Below are 24,398 nucleotides of genomic sequence, written 5' to 3'. Positions count from 1 at the left end.
CCGTCCGTACGCCACCCGTTCTGACTCCGCCGAACGTGCACGGCCTGCCCAGGCGGACAGAGCCGATGAGCCTTAGGAGCAAGCCCCGTTCGCGCTGAACGCCAACCCAGGTCAGCGGTCTTGAACGGACACGTACTGCGACCACGCCACACGCGAGCGCTCATGTATGGGACCAGCTCACCCAGTCCTCTTGGCCCCAGGTTTCGGTCAACCTGAAAGCCGTCCTGCGCGCGTAAAGCGCTGTGGCTGCGCAGACCCGCCTCAGGGGCGAACGCGGGAGGCGAGGCCTGGGGTGGAACCCGCCTCCCGCGTCGCCGGTCAGGCCGCCCGCAGCGGCACCGACCACCGTTGCTGCGGAGTGCCGAGGCAGTCCCACAGCTGGATCTTGGTGCCGTTCGCGGTGTTGCCCGCCTCCACGTCCATGCACCGGTTGGACTGGATGTTGACGACCGTGCCGTTGGGCCGGATCGACCACTGCTGGCTCAAACCGTTGTGGCAGTTGGCGACGCCGACCGCGGTGCCGTTGGTGACGGCGCCGTTGTCGGTGCACACGCCCATGGTGCGGATCGTGCCGTCATTCAGGCCCAGGTAGGTCTCACCGACCAGGCCGAAGCACTGCCAGAGCCAGATGAGGCCATTGGCCGGGTTCTCTCCCTTGACGTCGGCGCACTTGCCGCCGACCCCTTCCAGGACTCCGGTCCACAGAGTCGTCGCACTGAACCTCCAGGTTTGCAGCGGACCGCGCGTGCAGTCCTGAACGGTGTAGGCGGCACCGTTGGTGGCGGACGCCGCGGTGAGACAGCGGTTCGTCAGCTCGTTCACGACCGTGCTGTCGGGTGCGGCGGTCCACTTCTGGTTGCGCGTGCCGTTGCAGTCGGCCAGCGTCACCGCGCCGTTCGTGGCGTCCAGACATCGGCCTGACGACGCGATGCGGCCGTCGCCGACGATGCTCCACCACTGGCGGGACCGCCGTTGCAACCCCAGGGCTGCACCTTCTTGGTGTTCGCGTCGTTGTTGTTGATGTCCATGCACAGACCTGACGGGCTGTAGAACGCGCCCCCTGGCCGTGCTGGTCCGGGGTTCGCCACACCTGTGTCGCGGCGCCGGAGCAGTCCTGGATCTTCAGCGACGCGCTGCGGTCCGAGCTTGCGGGCGTGAGACACTTGCCCGCTCGGATGCTGACGATCGCACCGTCCGGGCGGACGACCCACTGCTGCGGGTTCTCCGTGGTGCACCCTGCAACGTCACCGCCGTTCCTGCCGCGGTACCATCGTTCTCCACACCGAGGCAGCGGCCCAGGTTGGTGATGCGGCCGTCGCCGAGGAACGTCCAGCGCTGGTTCGGGAAGTTGTTGCAGTCCCACATCGGCAGCTGCACGGCGGACGTGCTGTTGCCGGGGATGTCCACGCACCGGTTGTTGATGCCGACGATCTCGCCGTTGCGCACCGCGGTGTTGCGCTTGACTCTGACGTTGCGGAACTTCACCGGCGAGGCGGTGCCGCTGTTCTCCAGGCCGATGTAGCCGTCGTTGTGCCAGCGGCTCGTGTCGGTGACGGTGTACTGGTTGACCCGCTGTCCGTTGAGGACCACGGTCACCGTGTTGAACGCGACGGTGATCTCGTAGGTGTTCCACTCCCCCACCGGTTTCGCGGCCGAGACGTCCTGCCGGCGGCCCGGCGTGATCGTGCCCGCGGCGGTCGACGAGATCTACACCTGCACGCCGCGGTCCTGCGGTGCGGTCGCGACCGCGCCCGGATCGTCGAAGAGCACGAACACTCCGGAGTCGGACGACGTGTCGGTGGCCTTCCAGTCGAGCTTCACCGTGTAGTCCATGCTCATCGTGCGGGCGGCGTACGCGTAACTGCGCACGCTCGTGAGCACCTGCCCGGCGGGTGATCACCCCAGACCCGGTCGACGAGCTGGTCCACCGTCACCGGGCGCCCCGGTTCCAGCACGAGCGCGGCGAGCACCGCACGTTTCCGTACCGCTCCCAGGTCCACCACGACACCGTCGACGCGCACCCTGATCTCGTTCAGGACCTCGAACTCCACCCGCACAGCAGGCATCATTACACGTACTGCGGAGTCCAATGTGGATGGTCAAAAGGAGACGAATCGGACTTGTGGCACTTCGAGCGGTACGGGCCGCGGACGTGATCGGGTGCGTCGTTCAGGCGATGGGGAAGCGTCCGCCCTCGGCGGTGATGACCTTGGCCGCGAGTGCCTCGAACTCGCGGCGAACCTGTTTCCTGTGGCCGGCGCTGGTGTCGTCGAGCAGCAGCCCGGCGAGCTCGTCGAGCCCCCACGTGATCAGGGCTCCGTGCCGCGCGAGGTAGAGCCCTGCGGCGCGGACGTGGTTGAGGTCGTCGGTGTCGAGCCATGCGTACAGCAGGATCTGCCACAGCCACCGCGAGACCTTGTCCGGGTCGGCCACCGACATCACGGTCTTGACGTCGACGAGCAAGGTCTCGGTGCCGGTGCCCACGAGCAGGTCGCCGTCGGCCCAGTTCGGCACGAACGTGGGCGCGGCGACTCCGAGGGGAACGCCTGGTCCAGGATTGCCCGCGAGGCGCCGGAACTCGTCGAGCGCGGTGTCCCGGGCGCGCCAGGCCAGCTCGACCAGCTCGGTCACCGCCTGCTCGCCGGGCAGGACGCGCAGGTCTTCGGGGCGGCCTCCGGTGCGCAGTACGCGAGCGAGTCGCTCGTCGACCTCGCCGGAGCGGTAGATGCCTTCGCACGCGGAGATCACCCACGCGGAGCGAGCCAGCCCGGCCTCAGCGCCGTTCGTGCCGAACTGCCCGACCGGTGTGTGCGTGGCCTGGTAGGTGCGGGTGCGGGCCAGGAGGTCGCGCAGTGCGGCACCGGCGGCCTGGTCGGCGCGGCGGACGTCACCGGTCGGCCCCAGGTCGAGCCAGCCGTCCGGGGTGCGGCGCAAGGACAGTGCGCGGGCACGGTGTTCGGCGTCGAACTCCTGGTGGCTCGGGTACGCGGCGGCCTCGGCGTGCGCCTGGGCGAACGTCAGCCATCCGGCCCGGATCATGCCCAGCAGCGCACCGTAGGGCGGGGCGGGGTCGACCAGGTCCGCCAGACGTTGACCGAGCGCTCCGCCGATGTCGGCCCAGTGGCGCCCATCGGGCCGTCCAGCAGGTCGGACCAGGCCTTTGCCGGTGGACTTGGCGGCTGCGACGACCTGGCGGACGGCCTCGGAAGTGCCGGGGAACGTCACCGCGCACCAGCGGCCGACCTCACCGCGGTGCAATTGGCTGGTCAGGCTCACCGATGCACCGGTCCCCGGACCTCGGCGTGGCCGGGCCTGTTCAGGTCGAGCACCTCGGGGACGCTTGCGGCGCTGGGCCGACGCGGTCGCGCCCGGCGCCCGGCAGCAGGAGGTCGGCGCGGTAGCTGAGCGGCCGGCCTGCCAGCGGCTTGTCCGTGCTGCTCAAGTCTCCATCCCCTTTGTCGCACATTGCGATCAAGGACGACGACCTTACCGTTCGCCGCGGCAAGCACCTTCGCGCCGCTGCAGAACACTGGCGCGCGGAGGCTCCACCGGCCTACAAGGCCACCCGGCTGGCCGTTACATCGGCCGAAGCATCTCTACGGAAAGTAGAGAGATCACTTCCCTCCGGCCCTCGTTCGTCATCCGTTCGGCCCACTCATCCCCTACTCACTGCCAGATAGCGGAGCGATCACTGGGCCAGACGCGGCCTCTTGCCGTGAGAGCGGTTTCACGACCCGACGATTGGTCCATACCTATTGCCGTAGTCAAACGGGATCGGTCGTACCGCGCACGACCGGCATGACAAGAGGAGTTCCGAATGTCGACACCCCGGTTCTTGAAGCGCGCCGGAGTGGCCGCAGCAGCACTCGTCGCCGTCACCGGCGCGCTGGTGCTGCCCGCCACGACCTCGTCCGCCCAACCGTCCACATCGGACGCTTCCTTCGTGGTGAGCGAGGATCAGTTCAACCAGATCTTCCCCGGCCGCAACAGCTTCTACACCTACAGCGGCCTGACTGCGGCCCTCGACGCCTACCCCGGCTTCGCCAACACCGGCGACGACACGGTGAAGAGGCAGGAAGCCGCGGCGTTCCTGGCCAACGTGAACCACGAGACCGGCGGCCTCGTCCACATCGTGGAGCAGAACCAGGCGAACTACCCGCACTACTGCGACGCCGGCCAGCCCTACGGCTGTCCCGCGGGTCAGGCCGCGTACTACGGCCGCGGGCCGATCCAGCTGAGCTGGAACTTCAACTACAAGGCCGCCGGAGACAACCTCGGCATTGACCTGCTCGGCAACCCCTACCTCGTCGAGCAGGACGCGGCCGTCGCGTGGAAGACCGGTCTCTGGTACTGGAACACGCAGACTGGCCCCGGCACGATGACGCCGCACGACGCGATGGTCAACGGCCGCGGCTTCGGTGAGACCATCCGCAGCATCAACGGCTCCATCGAGTGCAACGGCGGCAACCCGGCGCAGGTGCAAAGCCGGATCGACAAGTACACGCAGATCACCGGGATCCTCGGGGTCCCGACCGGCAACAACCTGTCCTGCTGACCTGAACGCGGCGCGAGGGCCTTTCAGGCGAAAGGCCCTCGCGCCGCGCCTCCTGGGAGCCGGTCAGCGCCGGGCGGCCTTCTCGAAGTGCTTCTGCAGGAAGGACACGGCTCCGGCGACACCGAACGACTGGTCGGCGAAGTGGCTCTGTCCCTCGTGCTCGGTCATCACCACGTCGACGCCCCGCGCCTTGAGCTGCCCGTACAGCTCACGGGCGGCCGAGATCGGGAGGAGTTCGTCCGCGGTGCCGTGGTACATGTACATGGGCGCGGTCGGGTTGCCGCTCAAGCCCACCGGGCTGGTGCTGTGCATGATGTCGCGGAACGTGCCCGAGGTGAGCGAGCCCGGCGACTCCTCGAACTGCGAGATCTTCGCGAACTGCGGGCCTGCGGCGAAGGCACCGCCGAGGCATCCGTGCGCGACCTTGTCGGCCGCGGCACGGCCCGCCTCGTTGGCGTACTGGTAGACCTTCGCGTCCGGGTAGGAGCGGTCCATCGCGGCGACCGCGAAGGGGATGAGGCCTGAGAAGGGCTTGTCCTCCGCGTTGTGGAGCGCCGCGTTCAGGTCTGCGATGACGCCGCCCGCGGCGATCGCGCTGATCTTGAGCTCGGGGGCGTACTCGGCCTGCTTCTGGGCGGTGACGGTCGTGGCGTAGCCGGCGCCGGAGTAGCCCCACAGACCGATGGGGCTCTTGTGGTTCACGTGTGCGGGGCCGAAGTTCCGCGCGGCGCGGATGCCGTCGAGCACGCCGGCGGCGGTGCCCGTTGCTCCGAGGAACTGCGAGCGGGGGCCCTCGTAGTCGGAGACGATCACCGCCCAGCCGCGCTTGACCGCGTCCGCGACCTGGCCGCGGTCGAAGTTGGCCTGGCCCTCGGAGGCCTGGTCCAGGGTCTTCGATCCCGCGCGCAGCAGGTAGGACGGCGCGCAGGTGGTGTCCAGGCCGTCCTCCGGGGTCTGGTACGACAGCAGCGGACGGTCTCCCTCGCCGCGCCAGCGCGCGGTGGGAACCAGAAGTGTGCCGACGGTGGCGGAGGCCTTGCCGGCGTTGTCACGGGTCTTGTACAGCAACTGCCAGACCTGTGCGGGCGCCGGAGTCGCCAGTGCGCCGGCCGGCAGCGTCCGGGCGCGCAGCACGGTGCCGTCGCGCTTGTGGTCCAGCCTCGGCGGTACGTCGTAGAAGGGGTCGTCGTCCGGCGTGACGACCTGCGGGTCGCCCTTGGCCGAGTACGACAGCGCGGTCGTGGAGGTGGCGACGGCGGGAACCACCGTCGCCGTGGTGAGCGTCGTGGTGGCGATCGCCGCCACGAGCACCAGCCGGGAAGACCTCCGCAGGCGGGTGAGCATCGCACTCCTTGTCATCATTCGGTTCTTGCTGTTCGGACCGGCGTCGCCGTCTCAGAGGAAGGTGACACCGGTCAGGTCCTGGGCCACGTCCCACAGCCTCTTGGCGGTGGTGGGATCGGTGGCTTCGGCGCTGGGACGGACCTCGGTGACGTCGCCGCGCTGTTCTCCCTTGCCGGACGGGCCGAAGAACTGGCCGCCGCGCACGTCTGGGGCGGTTGCCACGTAGAGCTGGGGCAAGACTCCTCGCTCGACCGGCTGGGTGCGCAGCAGGAAGAGCCTGGAGGAGATGGCGCCGACGAGGCCCCTGCCCTCCCAGGCGCGCGGGGTGAGGTTGGTGCTGGTGAGGCCGGGATGGGCCAGCACGCTGATCACGGGGGATCCCGCTGCACGCAGGCGCCGGTCCATCTCCAGCGCGAACGCGGTGGTGCCGAGCTTCGAGCGGCCGTAGGCGCGGCTGGCGTTGAAGTCCACTTCGGACATCAGGTCGTCGAAGTCGAGGACCTGGTTCTTGTGGGACAGGGAACTCAGGTGCACGACCCTGGCGGCCTCTGCGCGGCTCAGCGCGTCGAGCAGCAGGCCCGTGAGCGCGAACTGGCCCAGCAGGTTGGTGGCGAGGTGGAGCTCGAAACCGTCCACAGTGGTGCGACGCTCACCGAGCAGGACGACTCCCGCGTTGTTGACCAGGAGGTCGATCGCGGGGATGTCCGCGGTGAGTTCGACGGCAAACTCTTTCACCGAGTCGAGTGACGCCAGATCCAGCCTGCGGACTTCGAGTTCGGCGCTGGGAACCGTTTTCCTGATCTCGGCGACGGCGTTCGCTCCCGCGGCCAGGTTGCGCACGGCGAGCACGACCTTCGCCCCGTGCCGGGCGAGTTCGGTGGCGGTGCTCAGGCCCAGACCGGAGTTCGCACCGGTCACGACGGCCGTCCTGTCGCTCTGGTCAGGAATGCGGTCGGTGGTCCAGCCGTGCATGGTGGCGCTCCCGGGTGAGTCGATTCGTGGTTCGAGACTGAATCTAGGGAGACTTTGCCGGATCTCGGTGGTACTCGCTTCCCTGGGAATCCCAGTCCTACCTTGACGTTCACACCCGCCGTGATGCTGGTTCCATCGAACGTCGCACACACGAGGAGAGCTTCACGATGTCCACTTGGAACACTGGGGACATCCCCCGCCAGAACGGCCGCGTCGCCGTCGTCACCGGCGCCAACTCCGGTCTGGGGCTGGTCACCGCGACCGAGCTCGCCCGGCACGGTGCGAAGGTCGTGCTCGCGGTGCGCGACACCGACGCCGGTGACAAGGCGGCCGAGAAGATCCGGCGGTCCGCTCCCGGCGCCGAACTCGAGGTGCGCAGGCTGGATCTGGCCTCACTGGAGTCGGTCAGGACGTTCGCGGCGGACCTGACCTCCGACCACACCGCGATCGACCTGCTGGTCAACAACGCGGGGCTGGTCATCCTCGGGCCGCACGGTTCCACAGCCGACGGGTTCGAGCTGCACATGGGCACCAACATGATGGGACACTTCCTGCTCACCGGCCTCCTCCTGGACGCGGTCAGCCGCGGGAACGCGCCCCGGATCGTGAGCCTCAGCTCGATCGTGCACAAGACCGTCACCCTCGACCTCGACGACCTCATGTCCGAACGCGACTACGACGGCAGCACCGCCTACCGCCGGTCGAAGCTCGCCACCACCGCGTTCGGCCTCGAACTCGACCGCCGCCTGCGCGCCGCCGGTTCGCCGGTCATCAGCGTGCTGGCCCACCCCGGGCTGACCGAGTCGAACCTGACCCCGCGCGCCGTCCAGCACCTCGACACCCGCGAGCAGGAGATGGCGCGGAACAGCTCGCTGGGAACCGCACAGCCGGTCGAACAGGGCGCGCTGCCCCAGCTTTACGCCGCCACGGCGCCCGATGTGCGCGGCGGCCAGTTCTTCGGGCCCTCCAGCCCCGACGAGCTGAACGGGCACGCCGTCGAGGTCCAGCCCAGCAGCCAGGCAGCCGACCCCGCGTTCGGCCGCGCGCTGTGGACCGCCTCCGAAGCCCTGACCGGGATCAGCTTTCTCTGACACCGCAGCGAAGCTGCGGTGTCACGAATCCCGCGAACGGGTGTCAGCGAGGTGGCCGGCGCGTCGGGCGGCACCGTCGATGATCAGCGCCAGTCCCGCCTCGAACGCCTCGGTCCGGTCCAGGCCGGGACCGTCGACCTGACCCTCTGCGGCGTCCGCCTGTTCCTCCAGCACGCTGCCGACGGTGAAGTGACCGGTGGTGAGCATGGCGATCCGCGCGTCGTGCTCGGGCAGCCCCGCGGAGACCAGGAACTCGAGTTTGCGCAGTGCGCGTGAGAGATCGGCGCCCTGGGGGGCTGTTCCGGCGTGGAGTCGTGCGCCGTCGCGATGCGCCAGCAGCGCCTGCCGGAAGCTGCGCGAGTTCTCCGCGAGCCAGCCGGGCCAGTCGTCCGAGGGCTCCGGCAGGGGTGCTGCCGCGTGGCCGGCCATGGCGGCCTCCGCCATCGCCTGGAGCAGGGAGGCCTTGTTGCGGAAGTGGTAGTAGAGCGAAGGTTGTTCCACGCCAAGGCGTTTCGCCAACTGCCTCGTGCTCACCGCGTCGAGTCCGAGCTCGTCGAGCAGAGCGAGCGCCTCGTTCACGATGGTCCCGCGATCCAGCTTCGTCACCCCGGCACCCTATCGCCGGTGACCGAACTCGCCTATCACCGATAGGCCTTGACCGATCTATCACTGATAGGCAATGCTGACGGCCAGTTGTCTATCACTGATAGGGAGGGTCGATGAACGCGCTTTCGTTGAAGGTGCTCGTGTGCGGTGGCGGCGTCGCCGGTCAGGCCGTGGCCCACTGGCTCGCGCGCGGAGGTCACCAGGTCGTGGTGGTCGAACGCTTCCCGTCGCTGCGCGCGACCGGGGCCCAGATCGACCTGCGCGGGCAGGGCATCGACGCCGTCGAACGCATGGGGCTGCTCGACGCCGTCCGCCGGAGTTCGGTGCGCGAGCCGGGGGTGGCCTTCGTGGACGCGCGGGGCAGGCGGTGGGGTTCGATCATGGCCAACACCTCGGGCAAGGGGCGTCAGACCCTGACGTCCGAGTACGAGATCATGCGCGGGGACCTGGTGCGCCTCCTGCACGAGGCGACGAGGAACGACGCGGAGTTCGTCTTCGGGACCGGCGTCGACGGCTTCGAGCAGAGCGGGGATCGCGTCGTCGCGCGTTTCTCCGACGGGACCTCGGGTGAGTTCGACGTCCTGATCGGGGCGGACGGGCAGGGGTCGCGGATCCGGCAGGCACTCCTGCCCGGCCCCGACCCGTACTGGCCGGTGGGGATCCACATGGCCTACTGGTTCGTCCCGCGCGAGGCCGTCGACAGCGACATGCGGGAGACCTACAACGCGACCGGTCGCCGCATGATCATGCGGCGGAGCCACAACGCCACCGAGACGCAGGTCTACTTCTCGTTGTGGGAGAGCTCCGAGGAGGCCACGGCGATCCACCGTCAGCCGGTCGAACAGCAGAAGCGCTTCTGGGCCACCAGGTTCCGCGACGCGGGGTGGCAGGCCGACCGGTTCATCGAGGGCATGGCGACGGCCGGGTTCTTCTACTCGCAGGAGGTCGTGCAGGTCCGGATCCCTGCCTGGTCCGGCGGGCGGGTCGCGCTCGTCGGCGACGCGGGCTACTGCCCGTCGCCCTACAGCGGCATGGGGACCTCCGCGGCACTGGTCGGGGCCCACGTCCTGGCGGGTGAGATCAACCGGAGCCCCGGCGACCTCCCTGCGGCGTTCGCGCGGTACGAGGCGGCGTTGCGGCCGTTCGTCGACAGCGCCCAGGCCGAGGTCAACCCGAAGGTCCTGCGGTTCGGGTTCCCGCAGGGCAGGCTCGGGACCCACGCCCTGCGCGCCATGGCCGCGGCCGGCAGCTTCCTGCGGCTCCCGGAACTCGCCGCCCGGCTCGCGAAGGAGGACCGGGGCGGGGCCTGGCCGTTGCCGGACTACGCACGGGTCCCGACGACGGCTTCGGAGTGATCACGGCAGCTCGGCGTGCTCCGCGTACTCCCGCGCCCCTCGCGCGCGGAACACCGACCGGGCGTGCGTGAACGCCGCGTCCGCCGCCTCCGCGTCACCCCTGCTCCGGTGTAGCAGCGCGAGGTCGTACTCGGTGCGCGCCCGCCACAGCGGTGTCTCCATGGCGTCCCAGATGGACATCGCCGCGTCGAGGTAGCTCTGCGCGAGGTCCAGCCGTCCCTCCGCCAGGTGCAGCTGGCCGAGGACGCGCAGGGTGATCGCCTGGCCCCAGCGGTCGTCCTTGGCACGCACGGTGGCGAGCGCCGCTTCGAGCCGGGGCAACGCCTCCGCGTTGCGGCCCATCCGCATCTGCGCCTTGGCGTGTGCCCGCACGGCGTAGGAGTGCATGAGGTCGTCGCCGAGTTCCGCGAAGATCGTGGCGGCGTCGGCGCACGCGGCCAGGGACGCCTCGTAGTCGCCGCGCGCCCGGTGGTAAAGACCCGTGCTGCGCAACGACAGCGCGACCCCTCGCCTGCTGCCGGCCCGCCGGTACGCCGCGAGTGACTGCTCCAGGTCCGCCCGCGACTCGTCGTACGCGCCCAGTTCCAGGTGGACCGACCCCCTGATCCGCAGCACGTGCCCGATGCCGACCTGGTCGTCGAGCGCCTGGGACAGGGTGGCCGCCTGACTCAGGAAGTGCACGGCCTCGGCCAGGTGTCCCGGTTCGCGGCACGCGAGGCCCATCCCGGTGAGCGAGGCGGCCTGGCCGCGCACGTCGTGCAGGTCGCGGTAGCGGGCCAGCGCCTCGCCGAAGAGCTGGCGGGACTCGGCGAAGCGGTCCTGGGAGAACCGCAGGCGCGCGAGCTCGGCCAGCACGTCCGCGGCGAGGCCGGGGTCGCCGACGTGCTGGGCCGACGTCATCGCGACGGCGATGATCCGGTCGCGGAGGTCGTAGCAGTTGGTCACCTGCTCGATCGCGGTGTGCGCCGAGACGAAGTCGCACACGTGCCGGTGCAGGCCGGTGGCGGCGGCGCGTTCGACGGCCACCGCGAACGCCGGGTCCTCGCCGAGCAGCCAGGCGTCGAGGTCGTCGGACAGGCGTTCGGCCATGGCGGTGACGCCGTCGGGTTCGCGGTGTCCTGCGGCCGGGCGCCAGGTCGACTCCGCCGGGTGGCTGTTCACCGCCGTGCGGCTCAGCAGGGCGATCCAGCCGTCCAGGACGCGGGCGATCGACGCGGTCAGCTCGGCGGGCTCGTCGGCCTCTGCTCGTTCGCGGGCGTAGAGCCGGACCAGGTCGTGCAGCCGGTAGTTCAGGACTCCCGCCGCGTCGGCACCGGACAACGTCGCCAGCTGCGCGTCGACGAGCACGTCCAGCACCTTCTCCGCGTCCGCCTCGGACGTCCCGAGCAGCCAGCCCACCACCCACGTGGAGAAGCCGGGCAGGCCGAGGTGTCCCATCCGGCCCAGCGCCGTGCGTGCCCGCTCGTCGAGCGCCCGGTAGCTCAACGCGATGCTGCTGCGCACGGCCAGGTCGCCCGCGGAGAGTTCGTTGAGGCGCCGGCGTTCGTCGGTCAGGCGGTCGGCGAGAACGCGCAACGGCAGCTGCCGCCGCGAGGCCAGGCGGGCACCGGCGATCCGCAACGCGAGCGGCAGGCGTCCGCACGCGTCGACGATCCGGTGCGCCGAGTCCACGTCCTGCGCCAGCCGCGCCTCGCCGGCGATCCGCGCGAGCATGTCGTACGCCTCGCCGGGCGTCACGAGGTCCAGTTCGGTGAACAACGCTCCGGCCAGTCCCGCGAGGCGGTCGCGCGACGAGATGAGCACGCCGCAGCCGGCGGCGCCCGGCAGCAGGGGCCGCACCTGCTCCTCGGACGCGGCGTCGTCGAGCACGACGAGCACCCGCCGCCCGGCGAGCAACGTCCGGTAGAGCTCCTGGCGTTCCTGCGCCGACTCGGGCAACTGGCCGGGGTCCATGCCGAGCGCGGTCAGGAACCGGCCCAGGACCTCGCCCGCGGTGGCGGGCAGGTCGCTCGTGCCGCGGAGCTCTGCGTAGAGCTGGCCGTCGGGGAACGACCTGGCCGCCTCGTGCGCGGCGCGGACGCTCAGCGCGGACTTCCCGCACCCTCCCTGTCCCGCCACGATCTGCACGGCCGGTCTCTCCTCGCACAGCGCGGCGGCGAGTTCGCCGAGCTCCCGCGCCCGTCCGGTGAAGTCGGCGAGCGTCGCGGGCAACTGCGCGGGTGCCGTCGCGAGCGCCGTGCGAGCGACCGGCACCACGTCCGCGGGAACCAGTTCCAGGGTGCCGCGCAGGATGGCGGAGTGGATCGTGCCGAGCTCGGCTCCCGGTTCCACGCCGAGCTCGTCGACGAGCACGTCGCGGCCCTCCCGGTAGCAGGCGAGCGCGTCGGCCTGCCGCCCCAGCCGGTACAGCGTCACCATGAGCTGCCCGCGCAACCGCTCGTTCATCGGCTGCCGTGCCACCGCGGTGGTCAGCTCGGCGAGGTGGTCGAACCGGCCGAGGCCCAGCTCCGCCGCGAAGCGCTCCTCCTGACCGGACACCACCAGTTCGTCGAGCCGCCGCGCCTCACCGCCCAGCAACGTGTCCCGCAGGCCGGACAACGCGGGTCCGCGCGACAGCGCGACCGCCTCGCCGAGCAGCCGCGCCGCCCGTTCGTGACCGTGGGCCTGGCTCTGCTGCCGTGCTTTGCCGAGCAGGACGGCGAGTTCGTCGGCGTCCACGCGGGCGTCGTCGAGGCGGACCAGGTAGCCCTTCGACCTGGACACGATCACGTCGGGCGCACCGAGGTCGGCGAAAGCCTTGCGCAGCTTGGAAACGTACGTCTGGACGAGCGACCGCGCGCTGACGGGCGGTTCCTCACCCCACAGCAGCTCGACGACGCGGTTCGCCGGCACGACGCGGCCGCGTTCCAGCACGAGCGCGGCCAGCAGCACCTGTGGCTTCAGACCGCCGAGCGGTACGGATCTGCCGCCCACCAAAGCTTCGACCGGACCCAGCAATCGGAACTCCAGCAAATCGTGACCTCCCCAGTGCCACCGGTGGAAGTAGATCACACCGGCGGGGGACCTGAGTCACGGAAATGCGGATATATCAGGGAAGAATGGGACCGTAGACGGCCTGGGGCGATCCCGTCAGGTACGCCCAGTACCGGTCGCCGTAGGACCAGTGCCACCACGCGCTCGGGTAGTTGACCAGCCCGGCGCCGCGCAACGCCTGCGCGAGAACGGCTCTGTGGCGGCGTGCTGTTGCGTCCACTGTCGAATCTTCGGTGTGGGAACGCCTCGTCGTGGTGTCGTGCACCGCGGTGCCCAGGTCGAGCTCGATCTCGTCCACCGTGCACAGGCTCAGGTCCACCGCGGCCCCGGCGACGTGCGGCGCCACCTCCGGAGGGGAACTGCGCATGCTCGCCGCCTCGCGCAGCACCGCCTCCCCTGCCCGCGGTGAGCGCGCACGGGACTCCGCGACGGCCGACTCGAACGCCGCGATCTGCAACGCCTGCGGCCGATACCCCTCGACGACGAGCAACCTCAGCTCCGCCGGCAGCAACGTCTGCGCGGTGACCAGCCGGTCCACCACACCGATCCGCAGCCGCGCGTACAGCCCCTCCTCGTCGGCAAGCCTGCTGTCGAGCCGAAGAGCGGCAACGGTGCGCAGATCGACCAAGGGCTCGTCGCGCTCGCGAACCGGGATCGCCGCCACAGCGGGATCCGACAGCCACACCATCTCCAACACCTCTCCTCCTGGACACGCGGTCGCACGACGGTGCACGCGGGTACTGGAATTTTTCTTTAACGCCCCGTGCGTCCGTCCGGACGCGGCCGGCGCGTCCGGTGGCGCGCACCTGGCGGCACGACGCGGCGCGCACGCGTTCTGGGCTGCGGTTAAAGGTTTCGTGGACCGTCTTGAAACCCCTCCTGGCGAATGTTGGGTCCATCACCGGCCGACACGGGCCGGAACCCGCACCAGAGCCGAGGAGAACCACGTGTTCCGCTCAGGAATCAGCCGAACCGGCACAGAGTCCAAGTCCGCCCGCACCGGCCTGCGCAGGACCGCCCGCGGCGTGCTGTCCGCGGCGCTGGCCGTGATGGCCGGCACCCTCCTGATGGCACCGCCCGCACAGGCCGCCCCGTCGAGAGACCGCATCGTCCAGATCGCCACCGAGGAGCTCGGCGGCTCCGCCTGCTCCCCCGGCTACAACAACAGCTGCGGCATGGCGTGGTGCGCGGAGTTCGCCCGCTGGGTGTGGAAGAAGGGCGGTGTCTCTGACCTCCAGGGCCTCGACGGCTGGGCGCAGTCGTTCAAGACCTACGGGAAGAACAAGGGGACCTACCATTCGCGGTCCAGCGGGTACACGCCGCAACCCGGTGACGCCATCGTGTTCGACTGGGACCACGACTCCGGCGACGACCACCCGATCGACCACGTGGCCATCGTGACGAGCGCCTCCAGCACCAGGGTCAACACCATCGGTGGCAACCAGGGCAACCCGAGCCGTGTCCGGCGGGGCAGCTACCAGCGCTCGAACGGCGACATCGACGGCTACATCTCCCCCGTGGGCGTCGGTGACGGCGGTGGCGGCGGCGAGCAGCCGAACGGCAACCACAGCATCACCGGCGACTCGTTCACGGACCTGGTGGGACGCAAGCCCGACGGCACCATCTGGATGTACACCAACAACATCATCCGCGACGACGGCCGCCCCTACCACCAGGGCCAGGAGATCGGCCACGGCTGGAACGGCTTCGACATCGTGCTGACGGCGGACGTGACCGGCGACGGCTACACGGACCTGGTGGCGCGCAAGCCCGCGGACGGTTCGATGTGGCTGTACGCCAACGACGGCAAGGAAGACGGCACGCCCTACGGCTCCGGCCGCGAGATCGGACTCGGCTGGAACATGTTCGACACCATCGTCGGCGCCGACGTGACCGGTGACGGCTTCGCCGAGCTCCTGGCCCGCAAGCCCGACGGCTCGTTGTGGATGTACTCCAACAACATCGTCCGCGACAACGGCAAGCCCTACAGCCAGGGCCAGGAACTCGGCTTCGGCTGGAACATGTTCGACACGCTGACCGCGGGCGACGTGACCGGTGACGGCTTCGCCGAGGTGCTGGGACGCAAGCCCGACGGTTCCCTCTGGATGTACGCCAACAACATCATCCGCGACAACGGCCGGCCCTACTACCAGGGCCAGGAGCTCGGCCTCGGCTGGAACATGTTCGACACGATCGTCGCCGCGAACGTGACCGGTGACGGCTTCTCCGACCTCGTCGCCCGCAAGCCCGACGGCTCGCTGTGGATGTACGCCAACAACATCCTGCGCGACAACGGCCGGCCCTACTACCAGGGCGAGGAGCTCGGCATGGGCTGGAACATGTTCAACATCATCATGTGACGCGGTTCCCTGAAGACGCGGAAAGCCTCTGACCTGCGAAGGTCAGAGGCTTTCCGGTTTTGCGCGCTGGGCGTCAGTTCAGGGCGAAGTTCCGGTTCGGAACGACGACCTCGCCGCGCGAGTCGCCGACGGCACCGCTCTGCGACGAAGCCGAGGCTGCGCCACCGAACGGGGTCAGGATGATGCCGGCCGAGCGCGGGTCGCCGTCGTGCACCAGGGACTCCTGGGCCTGCACGTCGTCGAACGCGAAGCCGTACGCCTTGCCGTCCACCATGTTCTGGTGCACGAGCTTGGAGTAGTGGTTGGTGATCGCGCCCTGGTAGAAGTCCGCGGGGCCGCCGCCGGGCTGGACGTCGATGCGTCCCAGCGTCGAGCGGTGCAGTGCGGCGCACAGGGTGCGTGCGATCGGGCCGACCACCTGGTCGTTGGGGGCGTGCAGTTCGCCGTCACAGCCCCAGACGCTCGAGGTGGACGGCTTCGCGAACGACGCCACCTGCTCGCCGGCGGAGTTCTTGAAGTTCATGGTGTTGCCCGAGGTGCGGCCGAAGTACTTCACGTCAGGACGGTCGCCGAACGGCTGCACGGTCAGGTCCTTGCCCGTGTAGGCGTTCCAGGCCTCGGTGATGTAGGGGTCGAGGTAGTTGCGGTCGAAGTTGCCCACGTCGGCCGCCTTGCCCGGCGCGAGGACGCGCAGGACCGTGCCGTCCGAGCGGGACATGATCGACCCGTCCCAGCCCGACTGGTTGCGGATGCCGTTGACGACCGCGTCGCGGCCGCCGGGCTTCAGCTCACCGGTCTTCTTGGTGGTGCCACCGGCGCCGGTCACGGTGACCGCGTGCGGTACCGCGAACATGTCCACCTGCGAGCTGTTGAGCCACAGGCCGGCGTCGTTGTAGGTGAACTCGCTCCAGTCGAACAGGATCTGGCTGTTCGGGTCGCCGCCCGCCCACGGCGCCGGCTGGACCAGGCCGTCGGGGGTGAGGAGGAACTTGAGCTTCTCGCCGAACGACATGTACACGCGGCCCGAGATGAACCTGGGCACGTTCAGCGTGGCGGTGCCGCCCTGACCTGGGCCGTCGATGGACACGTCCGGCGCGGGCGTGGGCGGGTTGCCGCCCGGCGACCACGGCGTGAACGCGCCGGCCTGGTTGACGTAGCCCAGCTTGCCGCTGCGGATGTCGGTGCCGAGGACGTACAGGTGCACGGCCTCGGACCGGCCGCTGTTGTTGGTGACGTTCAGTGGCAACAGGTCAGGACCGATCGCCTGGGCAGGGGCGGTCGCGATGACCGCCGATGCGGTCGCCGCCACTGTGGCGAGCGCGCTCAACCACTTTGTTCGAGTGCGCATGCAACTCCTTGTGCAGGGGTTTTTCTGTCAGCAGGCCCCGGCCCGGCTTCAGGGAAGGCCGGTGCCCGCGCTCCGAGAACTGGTGCAGACCGGTTATGAGAGCGCTTCCATGGTTGATCGCCGATCCGGGCTGTGTCAACACCGGCAAGGTCGTGCAGACGGCACAACTCACAGTCCGCACAACGGACACAGTGCGCGGACCAGCGGTTAAACCTTGGAAAGCAAAGAAATATTTTCAGCTTCAGGCCGATGTAGACGCGTGCAGCGACTTGACCCCGCTCTTACACCCCTGCGGGCAGAGTGATGAGCGCGGTGAACCTCGGTCCGCGGAGCCGCAGATCCATTGTGGACACTCCGCGTCACCAGCCTGGTGACTCGTCGATCCCGGGACCGCGGAACGCCCCGGTCATCGTGCCGGGCGGGAGCGTGGCCAGGTGGATCGGTGTGATCGCGCCGTCGGCGGCGGTGCGGTCGCCTCGCCACGGCGTCGCCGCGTTGATGTCGGTCGGGACCCTGCCGGGTGTGGCGGCGTTGACCTGGATGCCGTCGGCCCTCAACGCCTCGGCATACAGCAGCGTGAGCACGTTCAGTGCCGCCTTCGACGAGCTGTACGCGAGTGCTCCTCGCTTGCGGTGACGGCTGTCCGGCTCGCTCAGCGCGGTCAGCGAGCCGAGGCGGCTGGACATGTTCACGATCCGGCCGTTCGCCGACTTCCGCAGCAGCGGGACGAACGCCGAGGTCACCGTCACCACTCCGAGGACGTTGACCTCGTAGGTCGCCCTCAGCTGCTCCGCGGTGATGTCGAGGACCTCCGTGCCGACCTCGCCCGCGATGCCCGCGTTGTTGACCAGCACGTCCAGCCGGCCGGACTCCGCGTCGACGAGGCGGACGGCGGCGGCGACGGACTCCCGGTCGGTCACGTCGAGCGGGAGGAACCGCACGTCGCCGGCGGTGATCGCGGCGGCCGCCTCCCTGCCTCTGCTCTCGTCCCGCGCGCCGAGGTAGACCCGCATGCCCCGCTCGGCCAGCTGACGGGCGATCTCGTGGCCGAGGCCCTTGTTCGCGCCCGTGACCAGGGCGATCTCGGTCATCGCGCTCTCCTCGTGTTCGCCCGCACCGCCGCGAAGTCCGGGTAGCCGTTCACGGCCATGAGCAGGTCCGCCTCGGCCAGCAGCATCCGCAGCACGTGGACCAGGCCCGGGACTCCCCCGAGCGCGAGGCCGTAGACGTACGGCCTGCCGATGCCGACCATGGTGGCGCCGAGCCCGATCGCCTTGACCACGTCGGACCCGCTGCGCACCCCGGAGTCGAACAGCACCGGCACGTCGCCGCAGGCCTGCACCACGTCCGGCAGGAGTTCGAGCGCGCTGAGACCGCCGTTGGCCTGCCTGCCGCCGTGGTTCGAGCAGTAGACGCCGTCCACCCCGGCGTCGACGGCGCGGCGGGCGTCGTCGGGGTGCGAGATTCCTTTGAGGACGATCGGCAGCTTCGTCAGCGAGCGCAGCCACGCGAGGTCCTGCCAGGACAACGGGTTCCCGAAGATCTCCGCCCACGTGCGGACGGTGTCGCGGCCCTCGGCGAGACGGTGGAAGACGGGGTCGCTGGTGTAGTTCGCCAGGGCGTGGCCGCGCAGCTGGGGAAAGCTGCCGCTGGTCAGGTCGCGCGGCCGCCAGCCGGGGATCCAGGTGTCCAGGGTGACGGCGATCGCCCGGTACCCCGCCTTCTCCGCGCGCTCGACCAGGCTCGCCGCGAGGTCGCGGTCCCTGGGGGTGTAGAGCTGGAAGAAGCTCGGGGTGGCGCCGGCGTGCCCGATCACGTCCTCCAGCGGGTCCTCCATGAGCGTGGAGAACATCGCGGGCACACCGGTCTCGGCCGCCGCCCTGGCGACCGCGATGTCGCCGTGGTCGGTGACCAGTCCGACGACGCCGACCGGTGCCATGAAGATCGGGCCGGGGAAGGTCGTGCCCCACAACGTGACCGACGTGTCCCGTTGCTCCGCGCCGACCAGCATGCGCGGCACCAGTCCCCACCGGGAGAACGCCTCGACGTTGCGGCGCTGGGTCGACTCGTCCCCCGCACCGCCCGCGACGTAGGACCGCAACGATGGTGGGAGCGCGGCCATCGCGCCGCGTTCCAGCGTCGAGTGGTCCATCGGGAAGTCGGAGGTGGTGCCGTTCAGCGCGTCGAAGTAGATCCCGAACTGGTAGTCCGCGAACCGACCGGTCACAGGTCGACGTCCAGCAGGTAGGCGTACTGCTGCCCAGAGTGCAGGTCGCGCTCCTCGACGCTGCCCTGCGGCACCGGCCGGGGATAGGAGATCTTCAGGACCTTCAGCGACGGGATGGGGTACAGCGACACCGTGGTGGCGTCGACGCCGTAGATCGCCGCGATCGCGTCGCCGTTCAGCGCCGCGCTCCCCGAGTAGCGGTCGTAGTTCTCCTGACCGTCGAACATCAGGTCGACGGTGACCCAGAACGGACCGGCCACTTTGGACCGGACGTGCCGGCAGACCTCACTGACCTTGGGCATTTCCGACCAGCCTTCCCTGTGACGCGGTGTCGATGGTCTCGACGCGGACGAGTTCCAGCGGGTGCTCGACGCTGACGACGTGGTTCAGCACGAACCGGTAGACGGCCCCGCGGTCGATGTCACCGGGCGAGAACGCCCAGCCGTAGCTCGGCAGCTCCATGCCGGCGCGGATCGGCATGTGGAAGAAGTACGGGTTGCAGGCCTTCGCGATCTCGCTCGCCAGTGCCTGCGTCTTGGCGGTGACGACGCCCATGAGCCCGATCTCCAGTGGCACCGAGCCCGGTGCCGGCGGCATCCCGCTCACCCCGTTCCACCCGTACATGCGCAGCGAGATGTGGAACTCGCTCTCGTCGAGTCCGGTCGCCGACTTCGCCCGGTCGGTCAGGACGCCCAGCATCTTGTCGTGGAACGCCTGCGGGTCGGCGAGCACGTCGGGGTCGGCGATCCCGACGATCATGATGGTCTGGAACAGGTTCCCCGAGGCACCCTCCAGCTTCATCGTGTAGGGACGCGGGATCCACCTCGACCCGGTCACGCGGACCTTGGAGTCCGTCAGCTGGACGTACTCGCAGTCGGTCACGTCGAGCTCACCGCCGGGCTCCGTCAGCCTCCACGGGTTCTTGTTCTCGTAGAGGAGGTGCCCCGAGATGCTGTTGACCGTCGCCTGGAACTCCGGAGCCACCGGTTCGACGTCGAAGCCGTCCGCGTGGATCTCCAGCAGCACGCCGCGCTGTCCCGTGTTGGCCGACGTCGCCTGGCCGCCGCACTCGGCGATCTTGCCCGCGTGCCAGCACGGACCGGCGGGCGCGCCCTTCCACAGCGGGAAGGCGGCGATGACCGCGGGGTCCGAGGACCGCCCGCCGATGATGATGTCGGCCTCGGCCTCCAGCGCGGCGAAGTAGGGCTCCGGGCCCATCAGGGCCACGATGTGCAGGCAGGTGTCGATCGTCTCGTCGTCGAGCTCACCCAGCGGGGCCAGCGCGGTGATCCTGCCCTCGGCCAGCTTCCGCTTGACGAGCTGCGGCGTCTGCTCCGAATACAGCAGCGCGATCTTCGGCGTGTACCCCTGCTCCTCGGCGATCTCCAGCACGACGTCCCGGGTCCAGTCGACGTTCAGGTCACCGCCCGCCTGGCCTGCCGTGCCGACGATGATCGGGATGCCCGCCCTGTGCTGCGCGGCCATCAGCAGTTCCAGGTCGCGCTTGACCGAACCTCGGTCGTTCTTGGACACGCCCTTGGCCAGGTAGGCCGCGCCGCTGTCCGTTGATCCCGCGTCGAGCGCGATCACGTCCGGCTTGCGCGCCAGCGCGTAGTCGATCTCCTCCGGGAATATCCCCACCCCCAGCGAACCCTGGGGCACGTAGATCCTGATCGGTGCGCTCATCTTTTCCTCTTCCGGTAACGGGATCAGTGCTGGTTGGGCGGGACGTCGCTGCCGGTCCGGCCCACCAGGAAGTCCAGGTCACAGCCGTCGTGCGCCTGGTTCACGGTGTCGATGTAGAGCTTGGCGTAGCCGCGTTTCGCCTTGGGTTCCGGAACCTGCCTCGCTTCAAGGCGTTCCCGAAGCTCCACATCGGACACGAGCAGGTCCAGCCTGCGTTCTGCCACGTCCAGTTCGATCAGATCGCCGTCGCGGACCACGTCGAGCACGCCGCCGGCGGCGGCCTCCGGCGACACGTGGAGAACGACTGCGCCGAACGAGGTCCCGCTCATCCGCGCGTCGGAGATGCGGACCATGTCCCGCACGCCCTGCGCGAGCAGCTTGGCGGGGATCGGCATCATCCCCAGTTCCGGCATACCGGGAAAACCTCTGGGGCCGCAGTTCTTCAGCACCATCACCGAGTCCGCGTCGACCACCAGCGCGGGATCGTCGACGCGCGCGTTCAGGTCGTCCTGGTTCTCGAACACGACGGCCCGGCCGCGGTGCCTGAGCAGGCGCGGTTCGGCCGCGGACGGCTTGATGACGGCGCCCTCCGGGCACAGGTTGCCGCGCAGGACGGCGATCCCCGAGTGCGACATGTACGGCTCGGCCACGCTGAAGATCACGTCGCGGTTGTGGCACTCGGCGCCGGCGTTGGTCTCGGCGAGCGTCCCACCGCCGGCGGTCAGCGCGTCGCCGTGCAGGAGACCGGCCTCGCACAGGTCGCGGATGATCACCGGTAGCCCGCCGGCCTCGTGGAAGTCCTGCATGAGGTACCGGCCGGACGGCTGGATGTTCAGCAGCGTCGGCACGTCCCTGCCGATGTCGTGCCAGTCCTCGATGGACAGCGGTACCTCCGCCCGCCGCGCCATCGCGGTCAGGTGGATCACGGCGTTGGTCGACCCGCCGATCGCGGCGTTGACCTTGATCGCGTTCTCGAACGCCTCGCGCGTCATGAGCTTGTCGAGCGTGAGGCCCTCGCGGACCATGCCGACGATGCGCCGCCCGACCATCCTCGCGAGCACCTTGCGCCGCGCGTCGACGGCGGGGATCGCGGCGTTGTCCGGCAGGCCGATCCCCATCGCCTCGACCATCGCCGCCATCGTCGACCCGGTGCCCATCACGTTGCAGACGCCGACCGTGCGGTTGAGGCACGACTCGGCCTCCTCGACGTCCGTGACGGTCGCCCGGCCCGCGCGCAGGTCCGCCGCGAGGTTCCAGGCGTCCTTGATGCCGAACGGTTTCCCGCGGAAGCTGCCGTTGAGCATCGGTCCCGCCGACAGCCCGATCGTCGGCAGGTTCACGCTGGCGGCGCCCATCAGCAGGCCGGGCGTCGTCTTGTCGCAGCCCATCATCAGCACCACGCCGTCGAGCGGGTTGGCGCGCAGGGTCTCCTCGACGTCCATGCTGCACAGGTTGCGCAGCAGCATGGCGGTGGGCCGGGTGAGCGTCTCGCCGGTCGAGATGACCGGGAACTCCATCGGGACGCCACCGGCTTCGAGCACGCCCTCGCGCACGTGCTGCGCCAGCTCGCGGAAGTGGGAGTTGCAGGACGTCAGCTCGGACCAGGTGTTGCAGATGCCGATGACCGGGCGTCCGTCGAAGTGGTCCTCCGGCACACCGCGGCTGCGCACCCAGCTGCGGTGGGTGAAGCCCTTGGCGCCACCGCCGCCGAACCAGTCCTGCGACCGGAGCTCGTCAGCCATTCCTGACCGCCTCCCGGAACCGGTCCAGCTCAGGCAGGTAGCCGGTTGAGCCCTCCTCCAGGGTGGTGCCGAAGTTGCGGGCGACGCACGACTGCAGGACGTAGAGCCCGTAGACCAGGACGAGGTCCGTTACGCCCTCGGCGCCGAACCGGTCGAACCGGTGCCAGTTGTCGTCGGAGATCCTGTTGTGGAAGAACATCTCGTCGACGGTGCTGACGACCACGCGGTCGAAGTCCTTCAGCAGCGGGCTGTCCGGGCCCTCCGCGACGCCGGCGAGATCCTCGTCGGTGACACCCAGCTTCAGGCAGGCCTTGCGGTGCTGCGACCACAGGTACTCGCTGTCGCACAACCAGACCGTGCGCATGCAGGCGAGCTGCCACACCCGCGGCGGCAGGCTGGTGTCGTCGATCGCGCGCTTCCCGAACGGCGCGAGCGCCTGCAGGAAGTCCGGGTAGTTGATCATCGCCTTCTGCAGCTTCGAGGTGCTCGGCTTGCCGCGGCGGCCCATCCGGTTCGCCTGCTCGATCTGACGCGGGCTGAGGTGCGCGTAGTCGGCCTCGAAGACGCGCTTGGGGAGTTCGCGCGGTGACGCCGAGAGGTCCCGTTCCGTGCCGACCGGCGCCTGGTCGCCCCAGCGGGCGAGGCCGTCCTCCGGCTGCACGCCCATGCTGTTGACCGCGGCCGCCAGCGACACGAAGAGGCCGTAGGTGGTGATGAGGTCCATGAGCGCGTTCGGGCCGAGACGCCCGATCCGGTACCACTTCTCGTCGGACAGGTGGTGCGTGTGGTGCAGTTCGTCGATCGCCTCGACGACGTGCCTGTCCATGCCGCTGAGCTCGGTGCCGCCGAGTCCCGGGTGCTGCGCGTGGACGTGCGCCCACAGGTACTCGCTGCCGCACAACCAGGCCGTGCGCGCGGACGCCAGCGCGGCCAGGCGCGGCGGCAGGTCGCTGGTCAGGGTGACCCGCGTGCCGATCCGGCCGAGCGAGCGGGCGAACTCGGGGTAGTTGAGGAAGGTCCTCATCATCGCGGAGGTCCCGGACTCCCCGTACGGGCCCATCTTGACGCGCACGACCTCCTGGCGTCCGGTGAGGCTCTCCAGGTCGACCGGTGCGACGCGCATCGGGTAACTCATGACTTCTCCGAAGCAGAAGGGGAAATGGGTGTCAGCGGCTCGCCGCCGGTGAGCACGGCGACGACGTTCTCCACCGCGACCGCGGCCATCCGCGTGCGGGTCTCGGAGGTCGCCGAGCCGAGATGCGGTGTCAGCACGACGTTGTCCAGCGCGAGCAGGTCGGCGTGGACCTTCGGCTCGTCCTCGTAGACGTCCAGCGCGGCACCCGCGATCTCTCCAGCATGCAGAGCCCGCGCCAGGGCGGCTTCGTCCACGACCGGGCCTCTCGCCGTGTTGACCAGGTAGGCGGTGGGTTTCATCCGGCGCAGGGCCGCCTCGTCGATCAGGTGCCGGGTCTGCGCGGTCAGCGGGCAGTGCAGGGAGACGAAGTCCGAAGTGGACAGCAGCTCGTCCAGTCCGATGCCGGTCCCGCGCCGGGAGTGGTGCACCACCTCCATGCCGAACGCGGCGGCGCGGACGGCCACGGCCCTGCCGATCGCTCCCATGCCCACGATGCCCAGCCGCCGTCCCTGCAGTCCCGTGCCGAGCAGGAACCCGATGTCCCACAGCCACGGCGTGCCGGACCGGACCAGCCGGTCACCCTCGCTCACCCGGCGGGTCACGTCGAGCAGCAGCGCCATCGTCAGGTCGGCTGTGGCGTCGACCAGCACGCCGGGGGTGTTCGTCGCGATCGCGCCGTGCGCGGTGATCGCGGCGACGTCGAGGTTGTCGTAGCCTGCGGCCGTGTTCGCCACGAGGCGCAGCCGCGGCCCTGCCGCGGCGAGGACGTCCGGCCCGACGCGGTCGTGCAGCGTGGTGATCACCGCGTCCGCTCCGGCCACCCCGGCACGCAGTTCGGCGGGCGTCAGCGGCCGGTCGTGCGGCGAGACCGCGACCGCGCCGAGTCCGGCGAGCGGTGCGAGCACGTCACCCGGCAACTCCCTGGTGATGAAGATGTTCATCGA

21 protein-coding genes and 2 pseudogenes are annotated in these 24,398 nt (G+C 69.7%); 4 read left to right on the top strand and 19 right to left on the bottom strand.

Annotated elements, in window-relative coordinates; all coding sequences use genetic code 11:
• Positions 1-318: 318 nt before the first annotated feature.
• From ACFWN2_RS26320 to ACFWN2_RS26295, 6 genes and pseudogenes are all read right to left on the bottom strand, one after another.
• Entirely contained in the window at positions 319-1,032 is a 714-nt protein-coding gene (locus ACFWN2_RS26320) for a ricin-type beta-trefoil lectin domain protein (RefSeq protein ID WP_382431669.1), read from the bottom strand.
• Positions 1,033-1,081: 49 nt separating this feature from the next.
• A pseudogene (locus ACFWN2_RS26315) lies at positions 1,082-1,363 on the bottom strand (ricin-type beta-trefoil lectin domain protein); the annotation flags it as partial.
• Positions 1,252-1,683: pseudogene (locus tag ACFWN2_RS26310) on the bottom strand (family 16 glycoside hydrolase); the annotation flags it as partial. The pseudogenes ACFWN2_RS26315 and ACFWN2_RS26310, both read right to left, overlap by 112 nt.
• A gap of 24 nt (positions 1,684-1,707) precedes the next feature.
• Positions 1,708-1,869 (bottom strand): hypothetical protein, encoded by a 162-nt coding sequence (locus ACFWN2_RS26305; protein ID WP_382431667.1) that lies wholly within the window; start codon positions 1,867-1,869, stop codon positions 1,708-1,710.
• A gap of 300 nt (positions 1,870-2,169) precedes the next feature.
• Entirely contained in the window at positions 2,170-3,276 is a 1,107-nt protein-coding gene (locus ACFWN2_RS26300) for a hypothetical protein (protein ID WP_382431665.1), read from the bottom strand.
• Between the two features lie 40 nt (positions 3,277-3,316).
• Positions 3,317-3,442, bottom strand: coding sequence for a hypothetical protein (locus ACFWN2_RS26295; protein WP_382431663.1), 126 nt, complete (start codon positions 3,440-3,442; stop codon positions 3,317-3,319).
• A gap of 375 nt (positions 3,443-3,817) precedes the next feature.
• Here ACFWN2_RS26295 and ACFWN2_RS26290 point away from each other — a divergent pair, with 375 nt between their 5' ends.
• On the top strand, positions 3,818-4,555 hold the full coding sequence (locus ACFWN2_RS26290; protein WP_382431661.1) for a chitinase: 738 nt from the start codon (positions 3,818-3,820) through the stop codon (positions 4,553-4,555).
• Between the two features lie 63 nt (positions 4,556-4,618).
• Here ACFWN2_RS26290 and ACFWN2_RS26285 read toward each other — a convergent pair whose 3' ends face one another.
• Entirely contained in the window at positions 4,619-5,899 is a 1,281-nt protein-coding gene (locus ACFWN2_RS26285) for a lipase family protein (protein WP_382431659.1), read from the bottom strand.
• A gap of 51 nt (positions 5,900-5,950) precedes the next feature.
• A complete protein-coding gene (locus tag ACFWN2_RS26280; RefSeq protein ID WP_382431657.1) occupies positions 5,951-6,871 on the bottom strand; it encodes an oxidoreductase in 921 nt (306 codons plus the stop codon).
• A gap of 167 nt (positions 6,872-7,038) precedes the next feature.
• Here ACFWN2_RS26280 and ACFWN2_RS26275 point away from each other — a divergent pair, with 167 nt between their 5' ends.
• Entirely contained in the window at positions 7,039-7,962 is a 924-nt protein-coding gene (locus ACFWN2_RS26275) for an oxidoreductase (protein WP_382431655.1), read from the top strand.
• A 21-nt stretch (positions 7,963-7,983) separates the two neighbouring features.
• On the opposite strand, the gene ACFWN2_RS26270 is transcribed toward ACFWN2_RS26275, so the two are convergent.
• The gene (locus ACFWN2_RS26270; protein ID WP_382431653.1) at positions 7,984-8,568 is read right to left on the bottom strand and encodes a TetR/AcrR family transcriptional regulator C-terminal domain-containing protein; all 585 of its coding nucleotides are present in this window, start codon (positions 8,566-8,568) and stop codon (positions 7,984-7,986) included.
• A 113-nt stretch (positions 8,569-8,681) separates the two neighbouring features.
• On the opposite strand from ACFWN2_RS26270, the gene ACFWN2_RS26265 reads away from it, so the two are divergent.
• Positions 8,682-9,923: an FAD-dependent monooxygenase gene (locus tag ACFWN2_RS26265; protein WP_382431651.1), complete on the top strand. Its 1,242-nt coding sequence runs from the start codon at positions 8,682-8,684 to the stop codon at positions 9,921-9,923.
• On the opposite strand, the gene ACFWN2_RS26260 is transcribed toward ACFWN2_RS26265, so the two are convergent.
• Both ACFWN2_RS26260 and ACFWN2_RS26255 read right to left on the bottom strand, forming a co-directional pair.
• Positions 9,924-12,935, bottom strand: a complete 3,012-nt coding sequence (locus tag ACFWN2_RS26260; RefSeq protein ID WP_382431649.1) for a BTAD domain-containing putative transcriptional regulator — start codon at positions 12,933-12,935, stop codon at positions 9,924-9,926.
• A 76-nt stretch (positions 12,936-13,011) separates the two neighbouring features.
• Positions 13,012-13,644 carry a M15 family metallopeptidase gene (locus ACFWN2_RS26255; RefSeq protein WP_382431784.1) on the bottom strand — a complete coding sequence of 211 codons (633 nt, stop codon included), beginning with the start codon at positions 13,642-13,644 and terminating at the stop codon, positions 13,012-13,014.
• Positions 13,645-13,903: 259 nt separating this feature from the next.
• Here ACFWN2_RS26255 and ACFWN2_RS26250 point away from each other — a divergent pair, with 259 nt between their 5' ends.
• Complete coding sequence (locus ACFWN2_RS26250; protein ID WP_382431647.1) at positions 13,904-15,316, top strand: FG-GAP-like repeat-containing protein; 1,413 nt, start codon at positions 13,904-13,906, stop codon at positions 15,314-15,316.
• A 73-nt stretch (positions 15,317-15,389) separates the two neighbouring features.
• On the opposite strand, the gene ACFWN2_RS26245 is transcribed toward ACFWN2_RS26250, so the two are convergent.
• From ACFWN2_RS26245 to ACFWN2_RS26210, 8 genes are all read right to left on the bottom strand, one after another.
• Positions 15,390-16,664: a beta-1,3-glucanase family protein gene (locus ACFWN2_RS26245; protein ID WP_382431645.1), complete on the bottom strand. Its 1,275-nt coding sequence runs from the start codon at positions 16,662-16,664 to the stop codon at positions 15,390-15,392.
• A gap of 359 nt (positions 16,665-17,023) precedes the next feature.
• Positions 17,024-17,755: an SDR family NAD(P)-dependent oxidoreductase gene (locus ACFWN2_RS26240; RefSeq protein WP_382431643.1), complete on the bottom strand. Its 732-nt coding sequence runs from the start codon at positions 17,753-17,755 to the stop codon at positions 17,024-17,026.
• A complete protein-coding gene (locus tag ACFWN2_RS26235) occupies positions 17,752-18,891 on the bottom strand; it encodes an alpha-hydroxy-acid oxidizing protein (protein WP_382431641.1) in 1,140 nt (379 codons plus the stop codon). The genes ACFWN2_RS26240 and ACFWN2_RS26235 overlap by 4 nt, the downstream gene beginning before the upstream one ends.
• Positions 18,888-19,193 carry a DUF4387 domain-containing protein gene (locus ACFWN2_RS26230; RefSeq protein ID WP_382431639.1) on the bottom strand — a complete coding sequence of 102 codons (306 nt, stop codon included), beginning with the start codon at positions 19,191-19,193 and terminating at the stop codon, positions 18,888-18,890. Before ACFWN2_RS26230 ends, ACFWN2_RS26235 begins: the two co-directional genes overlap by 4 nt.
• Positions 19,177-20,577, bottom strand: coding sequence for an acyclic terpene utilization AtuA family protein (locus ACFWN2_RS26225; protein ID WP_382431637.1), 1,401 nt, complete (start codon positions 20,575-20,577; stop codon positions 19,177-19,179). Before ACFWN2_RS26225 ends, ACFWN2_RS26230 begins: the two co-directional genes overlap by 17 nt.
• Positions 20,578-20,600: 23 nt before the next feature.
• Positions 20,601-22,319, bottom strand: coding sequence for an IlvD/Edd family dehydratase (locus ACFWN2_RS26220; RefSeq protein WP_382431635.1), 1,719 nt, complete (start codon positions 22,317-22,319; stop codon positions 20,601-20,603).
• Positions 22,312-23,454, bottom strand: a complete 1,143-nt coding sequence (locus ACFWN2_RS26215) for a carboxymuconolactone decarboxylase family protein (RefSeq protein ID WP_382431633.1) — start codon at positions 23,452-23,454, stop codon at positions 22,312-22,314. Before ACFWN2_RS26215 ends, ACFWN2_RS26220 begins: the two co-directional genes overlap by 8 nt.
• Complete coding sequence (locus ACFWN2_RS26210) at positions 23,451-24,395, bottom strand: 2-hydroxyacid dehydrogenase (RefSeq protein WP_382431631.1); 945 nt, start codon at positions 24,393-24,395, stop codon at positions 23,451-23,453. Before ACFWN2_RS26210 ends, ACFWN2_RS26215 begins: the two co-directional genes overlap by 4 nt.
• Positions 24,396-24,398: the final 3 nt, after the last annotated feature.

It is taken from the genome of Lentzea sp. NPDC058436 (assembly GCF_042721515.1).
Classification (GTDB): domain Bacteria; phylum Actinomycetota; class Actinomycetes; order Mycobacteriales; family Pseudonocardiaceae; genus Lentzea.
This window is presented reverse-complemented; position numbering and strand designations above follow the sequence as displayed.

Coding starts and splice junctions, on each gene's coding strand:
- ACFWN2_RS26290 (WP_382431661.1), top strand. CDS start 3,818: ATGTCGACACCCCGGTTCTTGAAGCGCGCCGGAGTGGCCGCAGCAGCA.
- ACFWN2_RS26285 (WP_382431659.1), bottom strand. CDS start 5,899: ATGCTCACCCGCCTGCGGAGGTCTTCCCGGCTGGTGCTCGTGGCGGCG.
- ACFWN2_RS26280 (WP_382431657.1), bottom strand. CDS start 6,871: ATGCACGGCTGGACCACCGACCGCATTCCTGACCAGAGCGACAGGACG.
- ACFWN2_RS26275 (WP_382431655.1), top strand. CDS start 7,039: ATGTCCACTTGGAACACTGGGGACATCCCCCGCCAGAACGGCCGCGTC.
- ACFWN2_RS26265 (WP_382431651.1), top strand. CDS start 8,682: ATGAACGCGCTTTCGTTGAAGGTGCTCGTGTGCGGTGGCGGCGTCGCC.
- ACFWN2_RS26255 (WP_382431784.1), bottom strand. CDS start 13,644: ATGGTGTGGCTGTCGGATCCCGCTGTGGCGGCGATCCCGGTTCGCGAG.
- ACFWN2_RS26245 (WP_382431645.1), bottom strand. CDS start 16,664: ATGCGCACTCGAACAAAGTGGTTGAGCGCGCTCGCCACAGTGGCGGCG.
- ACFWN2_RS26240 (WP_382431643.1), bottom strand. CDS start 17,755: ATGACCGAGATCGCCCTGGTCACGGGCGCGAACAAGGGCCTCGGCCAC.
- ACFWN2_RS26230 (WP_382431639.1), bottom strand. CDS start 19,193: ATGCCCAAGGTCAGTGAGGTCTGCCGGCACGTCCGGTCCAAAGTGGCC.
- ACFWN2_RS26225 (WP_382431637.1), bottom strand. CDS start 20,577: ATGAGCGCACCGATCAGGATCTACGTGCCCCAGGGTTCGCTGGGGGTG.
- ACFWN2_RS26220 (WP_382431635.1), bottom strand. CDS start 22,319: ATGGCTGACGAGCTCCGGTCGCAGGACTGGTTCGGCGGCGGTGGCGCC.
- ACFWN2_RS26215 (WP_382431633.1), bottom strand. CDS start 23,454: ATGAGTTACCCGATGCGCGTCGCACCGGTCGACCTGGAGAGCCTCACC.
- ACFWN2_RS26210 (WP_382431631.1), bottom strand. CDS start 24,395: ATGAACATCTTCATCACCAGGGAGTTGCCGGGTGACGTGCTCGCACCG.